This is a genomic window from Photorhabdus noenieputensis, assembly GCF_018448935.1.
In the GTDB taxonomy this organism is placed as follows: domain Bacteria; phylum Pseudomonadota; class Gammaproteobacteria; order Enterobacterales; family Enterobacteriaceae; genus Photorhabdus; species Photorhabdus noenieputensis.
In genome coordinates this window covers 49,656-72,055 of sequence record NZ_RCWC01000017.1, presented here as the reverse complement: position 1 = coordinate 72,055, position 22,400 = coordinate 49,656, and the positions used below count along the sequence as shown (strand labels likewise).

Annotated in this window: 21 protein-coding genes and 1 other annotated feature; of the genes, 15 read left to right on the top strand and 6 right to left on the bottom strand. The window is 42.3% G+C overall.

The annotated features are described in order from the left end of the window. Positions 1 to 43: 43 nt before the first annotated feature. Positions 44 to 709, bottom strand: a complete 666-nt coding sequence (hxpB, locus tag EAE91_RS13035) for a hexitol phosphatase HxpB (RefSeq protein ID WP_214088864.1) — start codon at positions 707 to 709, stop codon at positions 44 to 46. Between the two features lie 183 nt (positions 710 to 892). Here hxpB and EAE91_RS13030 point away from each other — a divergent pair, with 183 nt between their 5' ends. Beyond that, positions 893 to 1,435, top strand: coding sequence for a YniB family protein (locus EAE91_RS13030; protein ID WP_214088863.1), 543 nt, complete (start codon positions 893 to 895; stop codon positions 1,433 to 1,435). 57 nt (positions 1,436 to 1,492) lie between these two features. Here EAE91_RS13030 and EAE91_RS13025 read toward each other — a convergent pair whose 3' ends face one another. The 5 genes from EAE91_RS13025 to EAE91_RS13005 all read right to left on the bottom strand — a co-directional run bounded on the left by EAE91_RS13025 (position 1,493) and on the right by EAE91_RS13005 (position 6,047). Then, on the bottom strand, positions 1,493 to 2,359 hold the full coding sequence (locus tag EAE91_RS13025) for a fructosamine kinase family protein (protein ID WP_214088862.1): 867 nt from the start codon (positions 2,357 to 2,359) through the stop codon (positions 1,493 to 1,495). Between the two features lie 118 nt (positions 2,360 to 2,477). Continuing rightward, positions 2,478 to 3,365, bottom strand: coding sequence for a metal ABC transporter permease (locus EAE91_RS13020; protein ID WP_214088861.1), 888 nt, complete (start codon positions 3,363 to 3,365; stop codon positions 2,478 to 2,480). Next, entirely contained in the window at positions 3,362 to 4,237 is an 876-nt protein-coding gene (locus tag EAE91_RS13015) for a metal ABC transporter permease (protein ID WP_214088860.1), read from the bottom strand. The genes EAE91_RS13020 and EAE91_RS13015 overlap by 4 nt, the downstream gene beginning before the upstream one ends. Beyond that, complete coding sequence (locus EAE91_RS13010; RefSeq protein ID WP_110086455.1) at positions 4,234 to 5,130, bottom strand: manganese/iron ABC transporter ATP-binding protein; 897 nt, start codon at positions 5,128 to 5,130, stop codon at positions 4,234 to 4,236. Before EAE91_RS13010 ends, EAE91_RS13015 begins: the two co-directional genes overlap by 4 nt. Further along, the gene (locus EAE91_RS13005; protein WP_214088859.1) at positions 5,127 to 6,047 is read right to left on the bottom strand and encodes a metal ABC transporter substrate-binding protein; all 921 of its coding nucleotides are present in this window, start codon (positions 6,045 to 6,047) and stop codon (positions 5,127 to 5,129) included. Before EAE91_RS13005 ends, EAE91_RS13010 begins: the two co-directional genes overlap by 4 nt. Positions 6,048 to 6,264: 217 nt before the next feature. Between EAE91_RS13005 and EAE91_RS13000 the strand changes: the two genes are divergently transcribed. From EAE91_RS13000 to arnD, 14 genes are all read left to right on the top strand, one after another. After that, entirely contained in the window at positions 6,265 to 6,933 is a 669-nt protein-coding gene (locus EAE91_RS13000) for a transglycosylase SLT domain-containing protein (protein ID WP_214088858.1), read from the top strand. A gap of 1,286 nt (positions 6,934 to 8,219) precedes the next feature. Beyond that, positions 8,220 to 10,148, top strand: coding sequence for a threonine--tRNA ligase (gene thrS / locus EAE91_RS12995; RefSeq protein ID WP_214088857.1), 1,929 nt, complete (start codon positions 8,220 to 8,222; stop codon positions 10,146 to 10,148). A 3-nt stretch (positions 10,149 to 10,151) separates the two neighbouring features. After that, positions 10,152 to 10,691 (top strand): translation initiation factor IF-3, encoded by a 540-nt coding sequence (gene infC / locus EAE91_RS12990; protein ID WP_071647077.1) that lies wholly within the window; start codon positions 10,152 to 10,154, stop codon positions 10,689 to 10,691. A 97-nt stretch (positions 10,692 to 10,788) separates the two neighbouring features. After that, positions 10,789 to 10,986 carry a 50S ribosomal protein L35 gene (gene rpmI / locus EAE91_RS12985; RefSeq protein ID WP_011146889.1) on the top strand — a complete coding sequence of 66 codons (198 nt, stop codon included), beginning with the start codon at positions 10,789 to 10,791 and terminating at the stop codon, positions 10,984 to 10,986. Between the two features lie 41 nt (positions 10,987 to 11,027). Further along, complete coding sequence (gene rplT, locus EAE91_RS12980) at positions 11,028 to 11,384, top strand: 50S ribosomal protein L20 (RefSeq protein WP_214054252.1); 357 nt, start codon at positions 11,028 to 11,030, stop codon at positions 11,382 to 11,384. A 101-nt stretch (positions 11,385 to 11,485) separates the two neighbouring features. Further along, positions 11,486 to 11,610 (top strand) — a sequence feature (Phe leader region). Positions 11,611 to 11,696: 86 nt separating this feature from the next. Then, positions 11,697 to 12,680 carry a phenylalanine--tRNA ligase subunit alpha gene (gene pheS, locus EAE91_RS12975; protein ID WP_214088856.1) on the top strand — a complete coding sequence of 328 codons (984 nt, stop codon included), beginning with the start codon at positions 11,697 to 11,699 and terminating at the stop codon, positions 12,678 to 12,680. A 15-nt stretch (positions 12,681 to 12,695) separates the two neighbouring features. Next, positions 12,696 to 15,083 (top strand): phenylalanine--tRNA ligase subunit beta, encoded by a 2,388-nt coding sequence (gene pheT, locus EAE91_RS12970; RefSeq protein ID WP_214088855.1) that lies wholly within the window; start codon positions 12,696 to 12,698, stop codon positions 15,081 to 15,083. A 4-nt stretch (positions 15,084 to 15,087) separates the two neighbouring features. Continuing rightward, positions 15,088 to 15,384, top strand: coding sequence for an integration host factor subunit alpha (gene ihfA, locus EAE91_RS12965; RefSeq protein ID WP_011146885.1), 297 nt, complete (start codon positions 15,088 to 15,090; stop codon positions 15,382 to 15,384). Positions 15,385 to 15,450: 66 nt separating this feature from the next. Next, positions 15,451 to 16,458, top strand: coding sequence for a vitamin B12 ABC transporter permease BtuC (gene btuC / locus EAE91_RS12960; protein WP_214088854.1), 1,008 nt, complete (start codon positions 15,451 to 15,453; stop codon positions 16,456 to 16,458). A gap of 34 nt (positions 16,459 to 16,492) precedes the next feature. Beyond that, positions 16,493 to 17,239, top strand: coding sequence for a vitamin B12 ABC transporter ATP-binding protein BtuD (gene btuD, locus EAE91_RS12955; protein WP_214088893.1), 747 nt, complete (start codon positions 16,493 to 16,495; stop codon positions 17,237 to 17,239). A 156-nt stretch (positions 17,240 to 17,395) separates the two neighbouring features. Further along, positions 17,396 to 18,541, top strand: coding sequence for a UDP-4-amino-4-deoxy-L-arabinose aminotransferase (gene arnB, locus EAE91_RS12950; RefSeq protein WP_214088853.1), 1,146 nt, complete (start codon positions 17,396 to 17,398; stop codon positions 18,539 to 18,541). Next, a complete protein-coding gene (arnC, locus tag EAE91_RS12945; RefSeq protein WP_214088852.1) occupies positions 18,542 to 19,525 on the top strand; it encodes an undecaprenyl-phosphate 4-deoxy-4-formamido-L-arabinose transferase in 984 nt (327 codons plus the stop codon). It begins immediately after the preceding gene. Further along, complete coding sequence (arnA, locus tag EAE91_RS12940) at positions 19,522 to 21,504, top strand: bifunctional UDP-4-amino-4-deoxy-L-arabinose formyltransferase/UDP-glucuronic acid oxidase ArnA (RefSeq protein WP_214088851.1); 1,983 nt, start codon at positions 19,522 to 19,524, stop codon at positions 21,502 to 21,504. The genes arnC and arnA overlap by 4 nt, the downstream gene beginning before the upstream one ends. Continuing rightward, on the top strand, positions 21,504 to 22,397 hold the full coding sequence (arnD, locus tag EAE91_RS12935; RefSeq protein ID WP_214088850.1) for a 4-deoxy-4-formamido-L-arabinose-phosphoundecaprenol deformylase: 894 nt from the start codon (positions 21,504 to 21,506) through the stop codon (positions 22,395 to 22,397). The genes arnA and arnD overlap by 1 nt, the downstream gene beginning before the upstream one ends. The last annotated feature ends 3 nt before the right edge of the window (positions 22,398 to 22,400 follow it).

Genomic DNA, 22,400 nt, shown 5'->3' with positions numbered 1-22,400 from the left:
AAGAAACTGCCATCGGCACAAATGATGGCAGCTAAAGTTATAATCAGGTGATGTTCATTACAGTGAGTTGTTCGAGAGAATGCAGTTTAATATCTGCTAGAGCCCAACGTGGATCATCAAAGTGATGAGCGGATGGCACAACGATTGAACGCATTCTTGCAGCTTTTGTTGCTATCATTCCATTGAATGAATCTTCCAGAGCTACACAACTTATCGGAGCGACATCCAATTGTTCGGCAGCGCGCAAATAAACTTCAGGATTGGGTTTACTGTGAGGTAATTTGGCAGCAGAAACGACAGTATCAAAATAGTGATCAAGGCTGAACATTTCAAGCACTTGTTCCAACATATATTGTGGAGAGGCTGAGGCTAGGCCGATTTTCAGTCCTTGTTTGCGACAAAGGTTTAGAGCATATTCAACACCTGGGAGTAAAGGACGGTTTTCTTTTACCAAATCGATAACATGGTCGGTAATTCGCTGTTCCACGTCTGATTTTGATGCCCCTTGCCAGGGAGAAGCTTGGTACCAAAGCTCCACAACTTGGTCAATTCGTAGTCCAAGAGTATCTGGTAGTTTTTTTGCTAAAGAAAAATCCAAGCCTAACTCACTAAATACTTCTTTTTCTCCTTGGGTCCAATAGGGTTCAGAGTCAATCAGTAAACCGTCCATATCGAAAATGGCCGCTTTTATTGGTAAATGAAAAGACATTTAGTATCTCTCTGGTCAGACAGTTAGCGAAAGCTGATTGTAACAATCTCAATAGGTGAAATCTTTTCCTAAGCGGGAACATGGTAAGAAATCCTTAGTTAATTAAATATAAAGTTAAATTTGGTGATTGATGGGCTATGATTAGCCAAAAATAAAATCTGCTTATTGCTATGAGGGGTATCGATGACTTACCACAAAGCCGGATACATCGCTGTTATTAAGCGAGTTTTAGGTTGGGTGATTTTTATTCCGGCACTTTTATCGACTATTGTTTCTGTGATCAATCTTGCTTGGTTACATGGTATTAAAGGTGATGGTATCAACGCTGTTTTGGATGATTTACTGAAAATGATGGCTGAAATGGTGCGTTTTAATACCCCATTTCTGGATTTCTTCTGGAAAAATTCGCCAACACCTGATCATCTGGCTGCTTTTACTGGATCAACACTTGGTTTCCTGATTATCTATTTTCTTATTTTTTTCGGCCTTGCTATGAATGCATCAGGTCAACGTATGTACAGACAAGTAAAGTTTATACGCGAAAGCATTGAAGACCAGCTTATTATTGAAAAAGCCAAAGGCAATGATGGCCTGACGAGAGAACAGATTGAATTAAAAATTAAGCTTCCTCGTCATACACTGTTCAGTCAGATTTATATCTTATATATTTCACCGGTAATTATCGGTGCAATTTTTTATTTTCTATTGAAAATCTTAGGCTGGTAGATTCTCCGGTTGGCTATAGCTGCGGAATAAGGGTTTCGCAGCTTGATTAGCCACTTATTAGCTATTTTCAGTCAAAATATTATCAATAATATTTTGAACCGCAATAAGATTATCACCACCAAACAGATTACACCGGTTAAGCAAATAATAGAGCTGATACACAGGTTGCCGTTCAATAAAATTGGCGGGGAGTGGCCATACGCTCTGATAGCCATCGAAAATTTGCATGGGTAAATCAGGGTATAACGGTAGCATAGCGAAATCACATTCACGATCTCCCCAATAACAGGCTGGGTCGAAGGCAACGGCTTGATCATCCAGTGAAGCACAATTAGCTGGCCAGAGATCGCCATGTAAGAGAGAGGGTTGTGGCTGATGGTGTTGAAGTTTGTTACTTACAGCTTGGACGATAGTATCAATATCACCAAATATCATGTTTTTTTCTGCTGCGATTTGTAATTGCCAACCAACCCGTTTTTCCGCATAAAATTGGTGCCAACGTCGTTGCCAGTTATTGGGTTGTGGTGTCGTTGCCAGCATATTGTCAAAATCAAAGCCGAATTGAGGTTGCTCACTCCACTGATGAAGTTTTGCCAGTTGTTGACCGAAGCGATAGGCACTGTGAGGGTCAAAAGATTTTAAAGGCAGAAATTCAAGCAATAGAAAGCTATGGTCACGGGTGTTGCCAATACCATAAACAGTTGGAACACGGATAGTCTGGCTACGTGCCAGGAGTTCAAGCTGTTCTGATTCTGCTTTGAAGACAGGGAGCATTTCCCGCAGGTTTGATTTGACAAAAACTTGTTGTTTTCCATGTGTGACTCGCCAAGCTTGATGGATGTCCCCTCCGGCTAATTGAGTTTTATCGTGAATTTCAGCAACACCGAAATGTTCGTTTAACAAACGATTTATTGCCTGCCACATGGTTCACCTCTCTACGTCGTCAATTACTTTATGAACAATTATAGTCAGAGAAAATATATGATCAGGTAAAAAAGATGATTAACAGGGTTATATCTCAAAACAGATATAACCCTTTTTGTTATTGGTTGGGTTCGTTAGAGATTTGTAGAGCAGCTTGATACGTTTTACGTTTAGATTTTGTTCTTACAAGTTTTATCTGACTATAAGCCAGAGCTAGTGCAAAAAAGATAGCTTGAACAATAACGATGCATGGCCCTGTTGCACCATCAATGTGGAAACTGATCAGAGTACCCAGGACACAGGAACTGACCGATGCAATGATAGCGACGATTAACATTCGGTCAAAACTGCGGCATAACATGAAAGCGATAATGCCCGGTGATATCAACATTGCAATAACCAAAATCATTCCCACTGCTTGCAGAGAAGCGACGATGGTCATGGACAGCAGGCAAAGCAAACCGTAATGCAAAAGTTTAACCGGTAATCCTACTACGCGTGCTTGGTTCGGATCGAAGCAATAAAGCATGAAATCTTTGCGCTTTAGCAGTACTACCGCCATCGTGATACCGGTGATCCATAATGTTTGATTCAACTCGTCTTTAGTGATCCCTAGTATATTTCCGAACAGAATATGAGTCAGATGTTGATCGGTATCAATGCGGGCAAAAAGGACTAAACCAAAGGCAAACATGCCTGAAAAAACAATCCCCATGACAGTATCTTCTTTTATCCGGCTATGCTCTTTCAGATATCCTGTTGCAACAGCACAAAAGATACCGGAAAGGAATGCGCCAATAGCCAGCGGTATACCGGCGGCGAAAGCCAGCACAATACCGGGTAATACCGCGTGAGAAATGGCGTCGCCCATTAACGACCAGCCTTTAAGAACCAGATAACAGGAGAGCATTGCACATACTGCTCCTGTTACAATCGCGGCGAATATCGCCCGTTGCATAAATGGAAACATAAACGGCTCAGTGAGTAGCTGTATTAACTCATTCATGGTTGTGTCTCCTGAGCCAATGTTGAGGATTCTTTTCTGGCACGCATGCGTGAAGCGAATAGCCCATGTTTTGGTGCAAAGAGGAATGCTAGTAGGAAAATAATGGTTTGCAGCGTAACAATAACACCACCAGTAGCGCCGTTAAGGAAGAAACTTAGGTAAGCGCCAAATGCACTGGTCAGGGAACCAATAGCAACGGCAATGATCAGCAGGTGCTTAAAACGATCAGTTAATAAATAAGCTGTCGCGCCAGGGGTGACTACCATTGCAATCACCAGAATAGCGCCGACGGTTTGTAAGGCTGCGACAGTACAAGCACTCAACAAAGTAAAAAAAATAATTTTCATCCGCAAGGGAGATAAGCCGATAGACCGAGCATGCGTTTCATCAAAAAATACAACAAGTAAATCTTTCCAGATAAACATGAGCACGATAAATGAAATCGCAATAATGATTTCAACTTGGAGAACATCTTCATCAGCGATGCCAAGGATATTGCCGAAAATAATGGTTTGTACGTTAACGGATGTAGGATTGAGAGAAACGATTAATAAGCCAGCAGCAAAGAAAGTGGAGAAAATGAACCCGATGACCGCATCCTCACGTAACCGAGTGATATGACGAACCAAAGTCATAGATAGCGCTGCCAGCATTCCGGTAAAAAAAGCGCCACCTGCATAAGGCAGACCTAATGCGTAAGCACCAGCGACGCCAGGCACAACTGAGTGAGAGAGAGCATCTCCCATCAATGACCAGCCTTTTAACATCAGGTAGGAAGAAAGGAAGGCACAAACGGCACCGACGATGGCGCTAACCCAGATGGCTTTTACCATGTAATTATAGTGAAAGGGTTGCAGCAAAAGCTCTGTCATGATTGACGTTTCTCCTTATGCTGACTCTGCCTTGGCGGAACATGATGATCGTGACCATAAAATACGGCAGCGCGTTCATCATCAGTAATAACAGTCAAGGAGCGTGGATCATCATCATCATGTAATTCCGGGCCGGATAGATTAATATGACGAAGTACTCCACCAAAAGTCATCTCTAAATTTTTTTGGGTGAATGTTGTTTCTGTTGGGCCGCTTGCCAGAACAGTCCGGTTGATCAAGATAACATGATCGCAGAATTCAGGCACGCTACCAAGGTTATGTGTGGAAACGAGAACCAGATGGCCCTCATCACGTAAATCACACAACAGGTCAATGATGGCATTTTCCGTTTTTACATCAACACCAGTAAAAGGTTCATCCAGTAATAGAACTTTGCCTTCCTGAGCCAGAGCTCTTGCAAGAAAAACTCGTTTTTTCTGTCCGCCTGAGAGTTCGCCAATCTGCCGGTTGCGTAGGGCTGTTAAGCCGACGCGTTCAAGTGCTTTATCAACAGCTTGGTGATCTTTTTTACTTGGGATTCTCAGGAATCCCATTTTCCCATAGCGGCCCATCATAACGACATCAGAAACCAATACTGGAAAGTTCCAGTCAACTTCTTCTGTTTGAGGGACATAGGCAATGATATTTTTTTTCAAAGCATTTTTGACTGGCATATCACTCAGAGTTACTTTTCCCTGAGATGGGTTTACCAGCCCCATGATGGTCTTAAACAATGTGGATTTACCACTACCGTTAATGCCCACCAACGCACAAATAGTTCCACCGGTGATAGAAAAACTTGCATCATAAATAGCTGTGTGACCGTTGTTATAAGTCACAGTGGCGTCATCGACGACTAAATGAGGACGTTCAAACAGCATATTGCTATTCATTGATTAAATCCTTTTGCGATTGTATCTACAGTTTTATTCAGTAAATCAATATAAGTTGGTACTGGGCCGTCACTGCCTGAGAGTGAATCTACATAAAGAACGCCACCATAACGGGCATCTGTTTCTTTACTGACTTGTTTAGCGGGTTTATCTGAAATGGTACTTTCGCTAAACACCACGGGGATTTTATTTGCTCTTACAGTATCAATGACATGACGAACTTGCTGTGGTGAACCTTGTTCTTCCGCATTAATCGGCCATAGATAAACTTCCTTGAATTGGTAATCTTTAGCCAAATAGCTAAAAGCCCCTTCACTGGTGACTAACCAACGTTGATCCTGTGGAATACGGGAAAGACGTTCTCTCAATGGAGAATCCAGTTGCGCGATTTTCTCAGCATAGGCTTTGGCATTCCTATTATAGATTTCTGCATTTTCAGGATCGTATTTTACAAATGCTTGGCGGATATTCTCGATATAGACCAAAGCATTTGTGGGTGACATCCAGGCGTGAGGATTAGGATTCCCGTTGTAAGGCCCTTCACGGATAGGTAGTGGTTCAATGCCGTCAGTAATAACAACAGCAGGTACATCTTTAAGGTTTTCAAAGAAGCGTTCAAACCAGCGTTCTAGATTTAGCCCATTCCAAAGGATCAAATCAGCATGTTGAGATTTTATAATATCTTTGGGGGTAGGTTGGTAATCATGGATTTCGGCACCAGGTTTAGTAATTGATTCAACAATCGCTGCGTCACCTGCTACGTTTTGTGCGATATCTTGAATGATGGTAAAGGTCGTGACAACTTTAAATTGTTTGGCGGCGGATACCTGATGACTAAATAGAATTACGGATAAGAGAATCAACATAATTCCTAAGACAGGAGGAGAAAGTAACAGCAGAGAAAGTTTTTTCTTCATCAATTCAAACCTTACTTGTTATAAGTATATGATAACGATTATCAATATCATTTAAGTAAAGTCAAGATTATAAAATTTGGAAACAACGATTGTTGCGATAGCCATTCCATATGATATGAACATGAATACAGTGAAAAGTTAAGTAAAAATATTTTTAGATTGTAAACGAAATTGTATATGCTGCGCTTTAGTAAAATTTGATCCAGAGGATTATAGGGTGAAATTAAGACTGAGCTTTGTGGCACTGGTCGTGCTGTTAGTCGGTTGTGCTGAGAGAAATGCTCAACAAACAAATGTGGGTAAACAGTCCGGTCAGCAACGTATGCTTAGCAATATTGCCAACGGAGCTAGAATTTCTTCTTTCCCGCCAACGCCTTTTGACACATTTATTCAACAGGCATCCAATCGGTATGGTGTTGATGAAACGCTTATCAGAGCTATTATTCAAGTTGAATCCGGTTTTCGCCCTGATGCAGTCAGTAAATCGAATGCAATTGGTCTTATGCAAATTAAAGCATCGACCGCAGGGCGGGATGTATATCGACAGAAGGGGCGTTTTGGTCAACCGACAACTCGTGAGTTGAAAGATCCTAAAACCAATATCGATCTTGGCACTGCTTATATCAGTATCCTGAAAGAGCAACATCTGGCAGGTATTGATAACCCTGAGACCCTCTACTATGCCACTATTGTTGCCTACGTAAATGGTGCGGGTGCTCTTTTGCGTACTTTTAGTGCAGATCGTCAATTAGCCGTTAATAAAATAAACCGCATGACACCGGATGAGTTTTATCAGTATGTTCAGGATAATCATCCAGCACCTCAGGCTCCACGCTATTTATGGAAGGTAAAGAAGGCTTATCGTTCGTTAGTATTGGCAGATTGAGTTGCTGATAAAAATGATGATTCCATTTGTGACAGCCTCGCATTGGCGAGGATTTACAGCGGTTTTTGTTAAATTTAACTGTGAAAGGCTTGCCCTAAATCTGTAGTGGATTTTGGGAGATAAAATGATCCCTCCTTTAATACTGATTGTGGAGGAGGGGGTTTTAATATGTATGTTCACTGATGTTTACAAGTTAAAAGGTGTAAGACTTCATTTCAATTTACATCATGCGATGGTAAATTCTAATTGGAAATTATTTTCTTATGGGGTTAAAGGTAATTAATTTTTACATTAATTATAGTGATTTATTATCATGGAATAACATATGCTGAAATTAATTTTATCCTTAACTTATATTTTAAAGTAATTGAATATACGGAATGTTTTTGTAAATGTTTAATGAGTTGTATTTGATGCGGCATTTTACTTGTTCCTTGTTTTGTTTAAGTTGTTTATTTTTCAATAAGATATTGAGTGGATGTTGGTAGTTGTTGATGATTTTAGTCTAAGTTATGGCATTAATTGTCAATAAAAAGTGTTTATCCGAAAAATAAGAATGAAATAGAACAAATATTTACATTTCATGAGTGACCATTTGCCGTTATTAGGGAAATTATCACTACAGAATTGATAATAAATCATTTACATCCAATTCCAGAGAGAAAGCGTTGCCTGAGTATTTTCATTAATGTTTATCGAACCCATGTTCATGCCGACTGGGATAAGTGGGGCAAAAATAGAGAAACATTTGTAATGATTGCCAAGAATGATAGTTGCCAAATATCTAACAGATTTATTGAGATAGTAGATGAAAGATGGCATGACTAAAAAAGCAGGAAGTATCCTTAAAGACGACCTTCTCTTTCAGGGCCAGAAAATATATACCTTATGGATTTCAAGATGCGTCGCGACGGCAAGGGAGAGAATCGCCGGGAGCATAGATAACTATGTGACCAACTATGTGACCGGGGTGAGCGAGTGCAGCCAACAAAGGGCAACTTGAAAGATGACGGGTATAAAATTATTTTTTATAGTTTGCGCATTTGCATAAATAAGTGCAAATGATGGTACCGATGCTAAACATCGCCGTGACCTGAATGGTTGTTGGTGGTATATTTTCGCGATGTTTAGGTATTGAAGGTAGTCACTTTTTACATTGGGTGCCAATTTTAGTACCAAACTTTAATGGATTGACGAGATAATAATTTAAATCGTTATTTTAGTTGAATATCAAACTCCTTCAAGTGACCTTTCGTGTGGGTCACCACTGTAGATAAGGATTTTAAATGCCTGTTGTTACTCTTCCTGACGGTAGCCAACGCCAGTTTGACCATGCCGTTTCTGTAATGGATGTTGCCTGTGATATTGGTCCAGGTTTAGCGAAAGCATGTATTGCTGGCCGCGTAAATGGTGAGCTAGTGGATGCTTGTGAATTAATCGATTCAGATGCAAATCTTGCCATCATCACGAGTAAAGATGATGCGGGGCTGGAAATTATCCGCCACTCATGTGCTCATCTATTAGGCCATGCGATTAAACAATTATGGCCAGATACGAAAATGGCTATTGGTCCGATTATTGATAATGGTTTTTACTATGATGTTGATATTGGCCGCGCCCTGACGCAGGAAGATATTACGCTGCTTGAAAAGCGTATGTTGGAACTTGCCAAGAAAGACTATGACGTCATCAAGAAAAAAGTGAGCTGGCAAGAAGCTCGTGATACTTTCGTTGCTCGTGGCGAGGATTATAAAGTACAGATTTTGGATGAAAACATCAGTCGCGATGATCGTCCCGGTCTCTATAATCATGAAGAATATATTGACATGTGCCGTGGCCCACATGTGCCAAATATGCGTTTCTGCCATCATTTTAAATTGCAGAAAGTCGCAGGGGCATATTGGCGTGGTGATAGCAACAATAAAATGTTGCAACGGATATACGGTACTGCGTGGGCTGATAAGAAACAGCTCAATACTTATCTGCAACGCTTGGAAGAAGCGGCTAAACGTGACCATCGTAAGATTGGAAAACAATTAGATCTGTACCATATGCAGGAAGAAGCTCCTGGTATGGCATTCTGGCATAATGATGGTTGGACTATTTTCCGTGAGCTGGAAACTTTTGTTCGGACCAAACTGAAAGAATATCAATATCAGGAAGTTAAAGGTCCGTTTATGATGGACCGTGTTATGTGGGAAAGAACGGGTCACTGGGAAAACTACGGTGAGCATATGTTTACCACTTCTTCAGAGAACCGAGAATATTGCGTTAAACCGATGAACTGCCCAGGGCATATTCAGATTTTTAATCAAGGCTTAAAATCCTATCGTGATTTGCCGTTACGTATGGCTGAATTTGGTAGTTGTCACCGTAATGAACCATCAGGGGCATTACATGGTTTAATGCGTGTTCGTGGTTTTACTCAGGATGATGCTCATATCTTTTGTACGGAAGAGCAAATTCACCGGGAAGTTAGCAGTTGCATTAAGATGGTGTATGACGTTTACAGCACTTTTGGTTTTGAAAAAATCGTGGTTAAGCTGTCAACCCGCCCGGAAAAGCGCATTGGTACTGAGGAACAATGGAATCAAGCGGAAGAAGCTCTGGCGGCGGCGCTACAAGAAAATGGTGTTCAATTTGAATATCAGCCAGGTGAAGGAGCCTTCTACGGACCGAAAATTGAATTTACTTTGCATGATTGTTTGGATCGTGCGTGGCAATGTGGTACTGTGCAGCTCGACTTTTCACTACCAGGTCGTTTGAGTGCGTCCTACGTAGGTGAAAATAATGAACGTAAGGTTCCTGTAATGATTCACCGTGCGGTTCTGGGTTCACTGGAACGGTTTATCGGCATCCTAACAGAGGAGTATGCGGGTTTCTTCCCGACATGGATTGCTCCACAGCAGGTGGTAGTGATGAATATCACCGATAGCCAGGCTGATTATGTACAGGAATTAGTAAAAAAACTTCAAGATGCAGGCATTCGTGCAAAAGCAGACTTGAGAAACGAGAAGATTGGTTTTAAAATCCGTGAACACACTCTTCGTCGTGTTCCCTACATGCTTGTCTGTGGTGAAAAAGAGGTCGAATCAGGAAAAGTTTCTGTTCGTACCCGCCGTGGTAAAGATTTGGGTAGCATTGATGTTAATGAGTTCATCGAAACACTGCTTATAGAAATACGCAGTCGCAATCTTCATCAATTGGAGGAATAAGGTATTAAAGGCGGAAAAAGAATTCAAACAGCGCGTCCTAATCGCATTAATGGAGAGATTCGCGCTTCTGAAGTTCGTTTAACAGGTTTAGATGGCGAACAGATTGGCATTGTCAGTCTGAGGGAAGCTCTTGAAAAAGCTGAGGAAGCGGATGTTGATTTAGTTGAAATCAGCCCGAATGCCGAGCCGCCGGTTTGCCGTATTATGGACTACGGCAAGTTCCTCTATGAGAAGAGTAAGTCGATCAAAGAGCAGAAGAAAAAACAAAAAGTTATTCAGGTTAAGGAAATTAAATTCCGTCCTGGTACAGATGAAGGCGACTATCAGGTCAAACTACGCAACCTGATTCGCTTTCTGGAAGATGGCGATAAAGCCAAAATCACCCTGCGCTTCCGTGGGCGTGAAATGGCGCACCAACAGATTGGTGTCGAGATGCTTAACCGCATCCGTGACGATCTGGATGAACTGGCGGTAGTTGAATCCTTCCCTTCGAAGATTGAAGGCCGTCAGATGATAATGGTGCTCGCTCCTAAGAAGAAATAGTTAGGCAATCAAGTAATAAGCTCCAGTCGGTTCAGATGGTTGGGGCTTGTTCGCCTGACTAATTCGTTGTAATTCACAATGCGAAGTGGAAATTAAAATGCCAAAGATTAAAACAGTACGCGGCGCCGCTAAACGCTTTAAAAAAACTGCAAGTGGTGGTTTTAAGCGTAAGCGCGCTAACCTTCGTCACATTCTGACTAAGAAATCAACCAAGCGTAAACGTCATTTACGTCCAAAGGGCATGGTCTCCAAAGGTGATCTGGGCCTGGTTGTTGCTTGCCTGCCTTACGCATAAGCAATTTTTAGATTAGAACTCAGAGACGATAGGAGAAGTATATGGCTCGCGTAAAACGTGGTGTTGTCGCCCGTGCACGTCACAAGAAAATTTTAAAGCAAGCGAAAGGTTACTATGGTGCCCGTTCGCGCGTTTACCGTGTTGCCTTCCAGGCAGTAATCAAAGCAGGGCAGTACGCTTACCGTGACCGTCGTCAGCGTAAACGTCAGTTCCGTCAACTGTGGATTGCACGTATCAACGCTGCTGCACGTCAGAATGGCATTTCTTACAGCCGTTTCATTGATGGCCTGAAAAAGGCTTCTATTGAAATCGACCGTAAGATCCTGGCTGACATCGCTGTGTTTGACAAAGTGGCGTTTGCTGCTTTAGTTGAAAAAGCGAAGAGCGCTCTGGCATAAGTTAGGGTAGTAAAGAGGGAGCACGCTCCCTCTTTTACTTTGTTGTCACATGCGGCTTACGAAAATATCGCTGTCAAAAAGATTTTTATTCCGAGAGAACCAACATTATGTCCTTAGCTTTTTTTCGCATCTTTTTTTACTTTAGCACCTGAATTCAGGGGGCTATGCGCGTAAGAAAAGAAACGAAAAGTAGCGCCTGAGCCTCCGTCGTGGAGGCTTTTTTGTTTTTATGACAGTAAGAACAGAAATAGGTATATAAAGTCATTAACGATCATTACTAGCAGGCCGTTAGGCCGAAGGAAGAGGAAAACGATGCCACATCTCGCTGAATTGGTTGCAAAAGCAAGAGCAGCCATAGAAGATGCCCAGGATGTTGCTGCGTTGGATTTGGTGCGTGTTGAATATTTAGGCAAAAAAGGCCATTTAACTCTCCAAATGTCATCGCTGCGTGATCTGCCGGTCGAAGAACGCCCAGCAGCAGGGGCGGTTATTAATCAAGCTAAGCAGGAAGTCCTGGAAGCTCTGAATATTCGTAAAGAAAAACTGGAAACTGACCTTCTGAACTTCCGTTTAGCAGCAGAAAAGATTGATGTATCATTGCCGGGTCGCCGTATGGAAAATGGCGGGCTACATCCGGTTAACCGCACAATAGAGCGTATTGAAACTTTCTTTGGTGAATTAGGATTTTCTGTAGAATCAGGCCCTGAGATTGAAGATGATTATCATAATTTCGATGCGTTGAATATTCCTGCTCACCATCCTGCGCGTGCTGATCATGATACTTTCTGGTTTGATGCCAAACGTCTGTTGCGTACTCAGACTTCAGGTGTTCAGGTTAGAACTATGCACAGTCAACAGCCGCCAATTCGCGTCATTGCACCGGGTCGTGTATATCGTAATGACTACGACCAGACACACACACCTATGTTCCATCAAGTGGAAGGTTTGATTATTGATCGTGATATCAGTTTTACCAACCTGAAAGGAACATTGCACGATTTCCTGACTAACTTTTTTGAAGAAGATTTGCAGGTTCGTTTCCGACCTTCTTACTTTCCATTTACAGAACCTTCGGCGGAAGTTGATGTAATGGGTAAAAACGGCAAATGGCTGGAAGTGTTGGGTTGCGGTATGGTCCATCCTAATGTATTGCATAATGTTGGCCTTGATCCTGAAATTTACTCTGGTTTTGCTTTCGGCATGGGAGTGGAACGCTTAACAATGTTACGTTACGGTGTAACTGATTTGCGTGCGTTCTTCGAAAATGATCTGCGTTTTCTCAAACAGTTTAAATAAAGGCGGGAATATCTCATGAAATTCAGTGAACTCTGGTTACGCGAATGGGTAAATCCAGCCATTAGCAGTGAAACATTATCTGATCAAATTACCATGATAGGTCTGGAAGTTGATGGCGTTGAAGCTGTTGCCGGTCAATTTCATGGTGTGGTTGTCGGTGAAGTTGTTCAATGTGCCCAGCATCCAAATGCAGATAAGCTACGGGTAACAAAAGTGAATGTAGGCGGTGAACGGCTACTGGACATTGTCTGTGGTGCACCAAATTGCCGCTTGGGGTTGAAAGTTGCAGTAGCAACCGTAGGTGCTGTATTACCGGGTGATTTCAAAATCAAGGCGGCAAAACTGCGCGGTGAACCTTCTGAAGGGATGCTATGTTCTTTTTCTGAACTGGGTATTTCTGAGGATCACGACGGTATTATTGAATTGCCAATTGATGCTCCTTTAGGTGTTGATCTGCGTGAATATCTGGAGCTGGATGATAAAGTTATTGAAATTAGTATTACGCCTAATCGCGCTGATTGCCTAAGTATTATAGGGGTTGCGCGTGATGTGGCGGTTGCTAATAAAATGCCATTAACTGAACCACAAATTGAAGCAGTAAAACCGACAACAGATGCTGTTTTCCCTATTCGTGTTGAAGCAACAGAAGCTTGCCCACGTTACTTGGGACGGGTAATTAAAAACATTAATGTGAAAGCGGCAACACCACAGTGGATGCGTGAAAAATTACGTCGTGGTGGTATCCGTTCCATCGACCCGATTGTCGATGTGACTAACTATGTATTGCTTGAATTGGGCCAACCATTGCATGCGTTTGATTTGGAACGTCTGAATGGCTCAATCACTGTGCGTATGGCGAAGCAGGATGAAAAATTGCTGCTGCTGGATGGCACAGAAGCTAATCTTTCTACTGATACGCTAGTTATTTCTGATGAAAAACAAGCTGTTGCAATGGCAGGTATTTTTGGCGGTGAACATTCAGGTGTGAATGAAGAGACGCAAAATATTTTACTTGAGTGCGCATTTTTTGCCCCTTTAGCGATTGCTGGCCGTGCTCGTCGTTATGGTTTACACACTGATGCTTCTCACCGTTATGAACGTGGCGTTGATCCTCAGTTGCAACACAAAGCAATAGAGAGAGCGACTCAACTGTTGATTGATGTTTGTGGTGGTAAAGCCGGTCCGATTATTGATGTTACTGATGAATCTCAATTGCCACAGTCCGCGACAATCACATTACGTCGTGAAAAACTGGATCGGTTGATTGGTCACTATATACCTGATGAACAGGTTGGTGACATCCTGACCCGTTTAGGTTGCAAAGTCACTATTCAGGAAAATTGCTGGCAAGCGGTTGCGCCAAGCTGGCGTTTTGATATGGAGTTGGAAGCAGATCTGGTGGAAGAAGTTGCCCGTATCTACGGTTACAACAATATTCCAGATGTACCGATGCGTGCAGATCTTATCATGAAAAAACATCATGAAGCGGATCTTTCCCTGCAACGTATTAAAACGATGCTTGTTGATAGAGGTTATCAAGAAGCGATTACTTACAGCTTTGTTGATCCCAAAATTCAGGCGCTGTTACATCCACAGCAACAAGCGTTGATACTACCTAACCCAATTTCAGTAGATATGTCAGCAATGCGTTTATCTCTACTGACGGGTTTACTAACGACGGTGGTATATAACCAGAACCGCCAGCAAAACCGTGTACGCTTGTTTGAAGCTGGCTTGCGTTTTGTTCCTGATGAAAATGCGGAGCAGGGCATTCGTCAGGAGTTGATGTTAGGGGGAGTCATTACCGGTCATCGTTTTGAAGAACATTGGTCACTGGAAAAACAATCTATTGATTTCTTCGATATGAAAGGTGATTTGGAAGCTGTTCTGGAGTTAACCGGAAAATTATCTAAGATTTCTTTTAGGGCAGATGTAAATCCGGCGTTGCACCCAGGTCAAAGCGCCGCGATTTATTTGGAAAATGAATACATCGGATATATTGGTGTAGTTCACCCAGAATTGGAACGTAAACTTGACTTAAATGGTCGCACCGTGGTGTTCGAAGTACTCTGGAGCAAGCTGGCAAGCCGCGTGGTTCCTCATGCGAAAGAGATTTCCCGTTTCCCGTCAAACCGTCGTGATATTGCGATCGTGGTGCCTGAAAGTGTTGCTGTAGAAGATGTTCTGGCTGAGTGCAAGAAAGTTGGCGTAAATCATATAGTTGGCATAAACTTGTTTGACGTGTATTGTGGTAAAGGTGTAGCAGAGGGTCATAAGAGCCTTGCTATAAGTTTTATCTTGCAGGATACCGCGCGTACACTGGAAGAAGAAGAGATTGCTGCGACAATTAATAAATGTGTTGCAGTGCTGAAACAGCGATTCCAAGCATCCTTGAGGGACTGAACTTATGGCGCTTACTAAAGCTGAAATGTCAGAAAATCTGTTTGAGAAACTGGGAATTAGCAAACGTGATGCTAAAGATCTGGTTGAATTATTCTTTGAAGAAGTGCGTCGTTCTTTGGAGAATGGTGAGCAGGTAAAATTGTCTGGATTTGGCAACTTTGATTTACGGGATAAAAACCAACGTCCGGGGCGTAATCCTAAGACTGGTGAGGACATTCCGATTACAGCTCGCCGAGTAGTGACATTCCGTCCTGGTCAGAAGTTAAAAAGCAGGGTTGAGAAAGCCACGCCTAAAGAATAATCAAAAAGGCCGCATCAATAGCGGCCTTTTTCTTAAACGAATTCTCCCTCATGAGCTTGATTTACCATGCAGCCCACTTATTCCATCACTGAATTAGTGACTCGTCAGAAAAGGCGTGATTATCGCTTTCTGGCAATTCTCATTTGTTTATTTCTATTGGTTTTTTTTCTCTCACTCTGTGCCGGGGAAAATTGGATCTGGCCTGATGAATGGTTTTCTGAAACAGGTCAATTATTTGTGTGGCAGTTGCGTTTTCCGCGTGTATTAGCTGTAGTTGCTGTGGGTGCAAGCTTGACTGTGGCGGGTACCGTAATGCAGGCACTATTTGAAAATCCGTTGGCGGAACCTGGGCTATTGGGGGTCAGTAATGGTGCTAGCGTGGTAGTCGTGTTTCTGGTGTTGATGTTTCATGGTATTGCGCCATTCTGGTTATTAAGTATTAGCGCGGTGCTCGGAGCGCTGACTGTCACAATGATATTGCTGACTTTTTCAAGAAAGCGTTATCTGAATAATGCGCGTTTGTTGCTGGTGGGGGTTGCTTTTGGTGTCGTTTCTGGAGCGTTAATGACCTGGATGGTTTATTTTAGTACTAGCCTAGATTTGCGTCAGCTAATGTATTGGATGATGGGAAGTTTCAGTGGAATAGACTGGCGGCAGCAATGGTTGGTAGTCGCTTTGTTTCCTTTGATCATTTGGTTGAGCAGGCAAGGAAAAGTACTTAATTTTCTTTCACTGGGAGAAACACAGGCTCAACAGTTGGGTATCTCGCTTTATTATTGGCGTAATTTATTTGTATTTGCTGTTGGGTTATTGGTAGGGTTAAGTGTTGCACTTGCTGGAACAATCAGTTTTATTGGTTTGGTTATTCCACATATTTTGCGCCTATGCGGTCTGACAGATTATAAAATGCTATTGCCTGCCTGTGTTCTATCCGGCGGTTGTGGATTATTGCTGGCTGATTTGTTTTCCCGCCTTAGCTTAAATAATGCAGAAGTGCCGATTGGCGTTGTGACTGCAACATTGGGTGCGCCAGTATTCATTTGGTTATTATTGAGAGTCAGAGACTGGAATTAAGAAGGTGAATAATGTGCAAGTGACCAATCAGTTAATGGCTCTCAGCCAAGTATCAGTACGAAACCGATTAATGCCGCTGACAGCGTTGGTACAACAAGGTGAGCAGGTACATCTCATTGGGCCGAATGGTTCAGGAAAAAGTACATTACTGGCCTGTATGGCCGGTATTTTACCTTATAGTGGTGTAATCAATTTGCAGCAAAAGTGTCTTAGTCAATATAGTCACTGCCAATTAGCACGGCACAGAGCATGGCTTAGCCAACAAATTTCTTCTGTGCCAATAATGCCGGTTTTTCAATATCTGCAACTGCATTTAGCTGCGCATCTTGTTAATTGTGACGGCGTGTTGTCAGAACTTTGTTCCTTTTTTAAGTTGGGAAAGCTGCTGGAGACACCTGTAGGCAATCTATCTGGTGGTGAATGGCAAAGGGTGCGATTAACAGGGGTTTTTTTGCAAGTCTGGCCAGCAATCAATTCGGAAGGCAAATTATTGCTCTTGGATGAGCCTACGAATAATCTTGATATCACTCAGGTAGCAGCACTTGATCTGTTGATAAAGAAATTTTGTGCATTCGGTGGAACCGTAGTTATGAGTGGTCATGATCTAAATCATAGTTATGATAAAGCTGATCGGATCTGGTTGCTTGCTAATGGAGCATTGATTGCGAATGGAAAACCGGATGAGGTCATGAAAGAAAACACGCTCTCTCAAGTTTTTGCTGCTGATATCAAATGCATGCCAGAAAAGGCAGATAAATATTGGCAGGTTTTCTTACCTTAATTACAGCCCAGCCTGATGTGCCTACTGTGAATCTGTACGTATCGTGGATCTATAGTAATTTTCACTTAATTTGCTAAATCATACCTGTGTTTACGATTCGTTCAAATATAGTCATCTAATATATCGTTATATTATGAATGAATTGGATTGTGGTTTATGGGTAGCTTTCTTCCATTTTCTCGTCCTGCGATAGGTGATGAAGAGATTCAGGCAGTAGAGAAGGTTCTTCGTTCGGGTTGGATTACAACAGGCCCGCAAAATCATCAATTGGAACAGGACTTTTGCCGTATGTTTGGCTGCAAACATGCGGTTGCATTGGCCTCTGCAACGGCGGGTATGCATCTGACACTCATGGCACTGGGAATAGGCCCTGGTGACGAAGTGATTACACCGTCTCAAACTTGGGTTTCCACAATAAATATGATCTGTTTGCTTGGCGCTGAACCGATCATGATTGATGTTGATCGTCATACATTAATGGTCGATGCGCAGGTAGTGAAAAAGGCGATTACTTCCAGAACCAAAGCGATTATTCCGGTTCACTATGCCGGTGCGCCTTGTGATTTAGATGCATTGCGTGGGATTGCTCAGGAAGCGGATATTCCATTGATTGAAGACGCAGCTCATGCATTAGGAACCCGTTATAAGAGTGAATGGATTGGTGAGCATGGCACAGCGATTTTCTCTTTCCATGCCATAAAAAATGCCACTTGTGCGGAAGGTGGATTAATTGCTACGGATAATAATGAACTTGTTGAACGGATTCGATGTCTAAAGTTTCATGGACTAGGCATTGATGCTTTTGATCGTCAGATTCAAGGCAGGAGACCACAGGCGGAAGTTGTAGAACCGGGTTACAAATATAATTTATCTGATATTCATGCTGCGATTGCTGTTGTGCAATTAAGTAAATTGGAATCAATGAATATTCGCCGTCGGCAAATTGTTGCCCGTTATTCAGCGGCATTAAAAGATTCGCCTTTGCTGATGTTAAATGTGCCTGATTATGAGCATATGCATGCACATCATCTATTTATGGTGCGGGTTGATAAGGATGGTTGTGGTATTGATCGCGATACGTTAATGGAACGTTTAAAAGAGAAAAATATTGGCACAGGTTTGCATTTCAGGGCTGCGCATACACAAAAATATTATCGGGATCGGTATCCGAAATTGTCATTACCCGAATCAGAATGGAATTCAGCAACACTTTGTTCATTACCACTTTTTCCTGATATGAGTGATGACGATGTGGATTATGTTATTGATGTTTTACAAGAAATTATCTCGGAGCACAGATAAGTGTTATTTGAACAAATTAAAAAAGTTTCTGTTGTTATTCCGGTTTATAACGAAGAAGAAAGTTTGCCTCTTTTATTGGAAAGAACCTTAGCAGCTTGTAAACAATTGACTCAGGAATATGAGCTTATTCTTGTCGATGATGGCAGTAGTGATAAATCTGCGGAAATTCTGATTCAGGCCGCGGAACAACCTGAAAATCATATTATCGCAATTTTACTTAATCGTAATTATGGTCAGCATTCAGCGATTATGGCGGGGTTTAATCAGGTCAATGGTGATTTAATTATTACCCTCGATGCTGATTTGCAGAATCCGCCAGAAGAGATCCCCCGTCTTGTTAAAACGGCTGAACAAGGTTATGACGTTGTGGGTACTCGCCGGGCTAATCGGCAGGATTCTCTGTTCCGTAAAACAGCTTCAAAAATCATCAATGCGATGATTACTAAGGCAACAGGCCGTTCTATGGGAGATTATGGCTGTATGCTCCGTGCCTATCGTCGCCATATTGTTGAAGCCATGTTGCAGTGCCATGAGCGCAGCACCTTTATTCCTATTCTGGCAAACACGTTTGCCCGTCAAACCATTGAGATTGATGTTGCTCATGCAGAGCGTGAATTTGGCGATTCTAAATACAGCTTTATGAAGCTGATTAATCTGATGTATGACTTGCTGACCTGCCTGACAACCGCACCTTTGCGTTTACTGAGTGTAGTAGGCAGTGTGATTGCAGTTTCTGGTTTTTTGCTGGCTGTATTATTGGTGGTTTTACGTCTGATTTTCGGTGCCATATGGGCAGCAGAAGGGGTATTTACTCTATTTGCCATCCTTTTCATGTTTATTGGCGCACAGTTCGTCGCGATGGGCTTATTAGGTGAATACATAGGCCGTATCTATAACGATGTTCGTGCACGCCCGCGTTATTTTATTCAAAAAGTGGTCGGAAATAAAAAGACCAACGACAACCAGGAAGAGAGTACTAAATGAAAGCAATTGTATTTGCCTATCATGATATCGGCTGTGTCGGGATCAATGCTTTAATTAAAGCCGGTTTTGATATTCAGGCGGTATTTACCCATACAGATGATCCTAATGAAAACCATTTTTTCTCTTCTGTTGCCCGTTTAAGTGCAGATTTGGCGCTGCCGGTTTTTGCGCCAGAGAATGTTAACCATCCACTTTGGATTGAACGTATTCGGGAACTGAAACCTGATGTGATTTTCTCTTTTTATTACCGAGATATGTTGAGCGAAGATATTTTATCGCTGGCGAGCATAGGTGCATTTAATCTGCATGGTTCACTGTTGCCGAAATACCGTGGTCGTGCCCCGATTAACTGGGCGATTTTAAATGGTGAAGTGGAAACAGGTGTAACTCTGCATAAAATGGTGTTGAAACCTGATGCCGGGGATATTATCGCTCAACACAAGGTTGCTATTGCAGAGACAGATACCGCGTTGACTTTGCACGGTAAAATTCGTGAAGCAGCGGAAAAACTGCTTGATCAAGTATTACCCCAGATCAAAGCGGTAACTTATCCAGCCATACCTCAAGATGAAAGTCAGGCAACTTACTTTGGGCGTCGTACTGCTGAGGATGGTGAGATTGACTGGCGGAAATCAGCCACTGAAATTAACAATCTTGTCAGGGCAGTGACTGAGCCATATCCCGGGGCATTTACTTTCTTGGGTGAGCGTAAAATTACGATCTGGCGCGCCTCCCCATTGAATAAGACTCATGACAAACAGCCGGGAACGGTATTATCGGTAGATCCGTTAATTATTGCCTGTGGAGAAGGTGCATTAGAAATTGTTAATGGGCAGAGTGAATCAGGTTTGTATGTTCAGGGCCACCGCTTGGCGGTAGATATGAGCATTGTGACTGATGTCCGTGTTGGTCCAAAAGCAACCACTCAAATTAGCCACCGGAAACGTGTATTAATTCTCGGTGTAAATGGCTTTATCGGTAATCATTTGACAGAACGTCTATTACGTGATGGCAACTATGATATTTATGGTATGGATATCGGTTCTTCCGCCATTGAGCGTTTTATTGGTAATCCGCATTTTCACTTCATCGAAGGTGATGTCAATATCCATACTGAATGGATCGAATATCACATTAAAAAGTGTGATGTTGTTTTGCCATTGGTCGCCATTGCGACTCCAATTGAATATACCCGTAATCCGCTGCGTGTATTTGAATTGGATTTTGAAGAGAATCTAAAGATTGTTCGTTATTGCGTTAAATATAATAAACGAATTATTTTCCCATCCACATCAGAAGTTTATGGAATGTGTGATGATAAAGAATTTGATGAAGATGACTCTCGTCTGATTGTTGGCCCGATCAACAAACAGCGCTGGATCTATTCTGTATCCAAACAATTGTTAGATCGTGTTATTTGGGCATATGGTGAGAAAGAAGGGCTCAAATTCACCCTATTTCGCCCATTTAACTGGATGGGGCCACGTTTGGATAATTTGAATTCCGCGCGTATTGGCAGTTCCAGAGCGATCACACAATTAATATTGAACTTAGTTGAGGGTTCACCGATCAAACTAGTAGATGGTGGCGAACAGAAACGCTGCTTTACTGATATTAACGATGGTATTGAGGCGCTGTTCCGTATTATTGAAAACCGAGATGGGTTATGTGACGGTCAAATTATCAATATTGGTAATCCAACTAATGAAGCCAGTATTCGCCAATTGGCGGAAATATTACTTGATAGCTTTGAAAACCATGAATTGAGAGATCATTTTCCTCCGTTTGCTGGATTTAAAAAGATTGAAAGTGGCAGTTACTACGGTAAAGGTTATCAGGATGTTGAACACCGTAAACCAAGTATTAAAAACGCGGAACGGTTATTAGGTTGGAAGCCAACCATTGATATGAAGCAGACGATAAATGAAACACTGGATTTCTTCTTACGTGGCGCAGTGGAAGAATTAGGGAAAAATTAATGAAACAAGTTGGCTTGAGAGTTGATGTGGATACCTATCGAGGGACCGTTGAAGGGGTGCCGCAATTGCTCAAAATTTTGGCAAAACATCAGATTCAGGCCAGTTTTTTCTTTAGTGTTGGGCCGGATAATATGGGACGCCATTTGTGGCGTCTTTTACGGCCGAAATTCTTATGGAAAATGTTGAGGTCAAATGCAGCGTCTCTGTATGGTCTTGATATTTTACTGGCGGGAACGGCATGGCCGGGTAAGAAGATTGCTAAAGATTTAGGCTACTTGATGAAGCAAACACTGGATGCAGGCCATGAAGTGGGTTTGCATGCCTGGGATCATCAGCGTTGGCAGGCGAAAGTTGGCCGTTGGTCTGAAACTCAGTTAACAGAGCAGGTTAAACTGGGGGTGGATGCATTGGTACAGGCAATTGGTCAACGGGTAACTTGTTCTGCTGTTGCTGGTTGGCGAGCGGATGAACGCGTACTCGCGGTAAAGCAACAGTTTGGATTTGATTACAACAGCGATTGTCGGGGAACTCATCCATTCAGGCCCATTTTGCCTGATGGTACTCTGGGTACTGTGCAAATTCCGGTGACGTTGCCAACTTATGACGAAGTGATAGGAATTCAGGTCAAAGATGAAGATTTTAATCAATTTATCCTTGATAAGATAAAAAACAGCCAGGGAGTTCCGGTATATACCATCCATACGGAAGTTGAAGGGATGTCCAAGTCCACAGAATTTGCAACGCTGTTGGAAATGGTTCATCAGGAAAACATACAATTTTGTGCATTGAGTCATCTGCTGCCTGAAAATATACAGCGGCTTCCTGTCGGGAGAATTATTCGTTCCGAGTTTCCCGGCAGAGAAGGATGGTTAGGATGCCAACAAGAGGTTTAACTT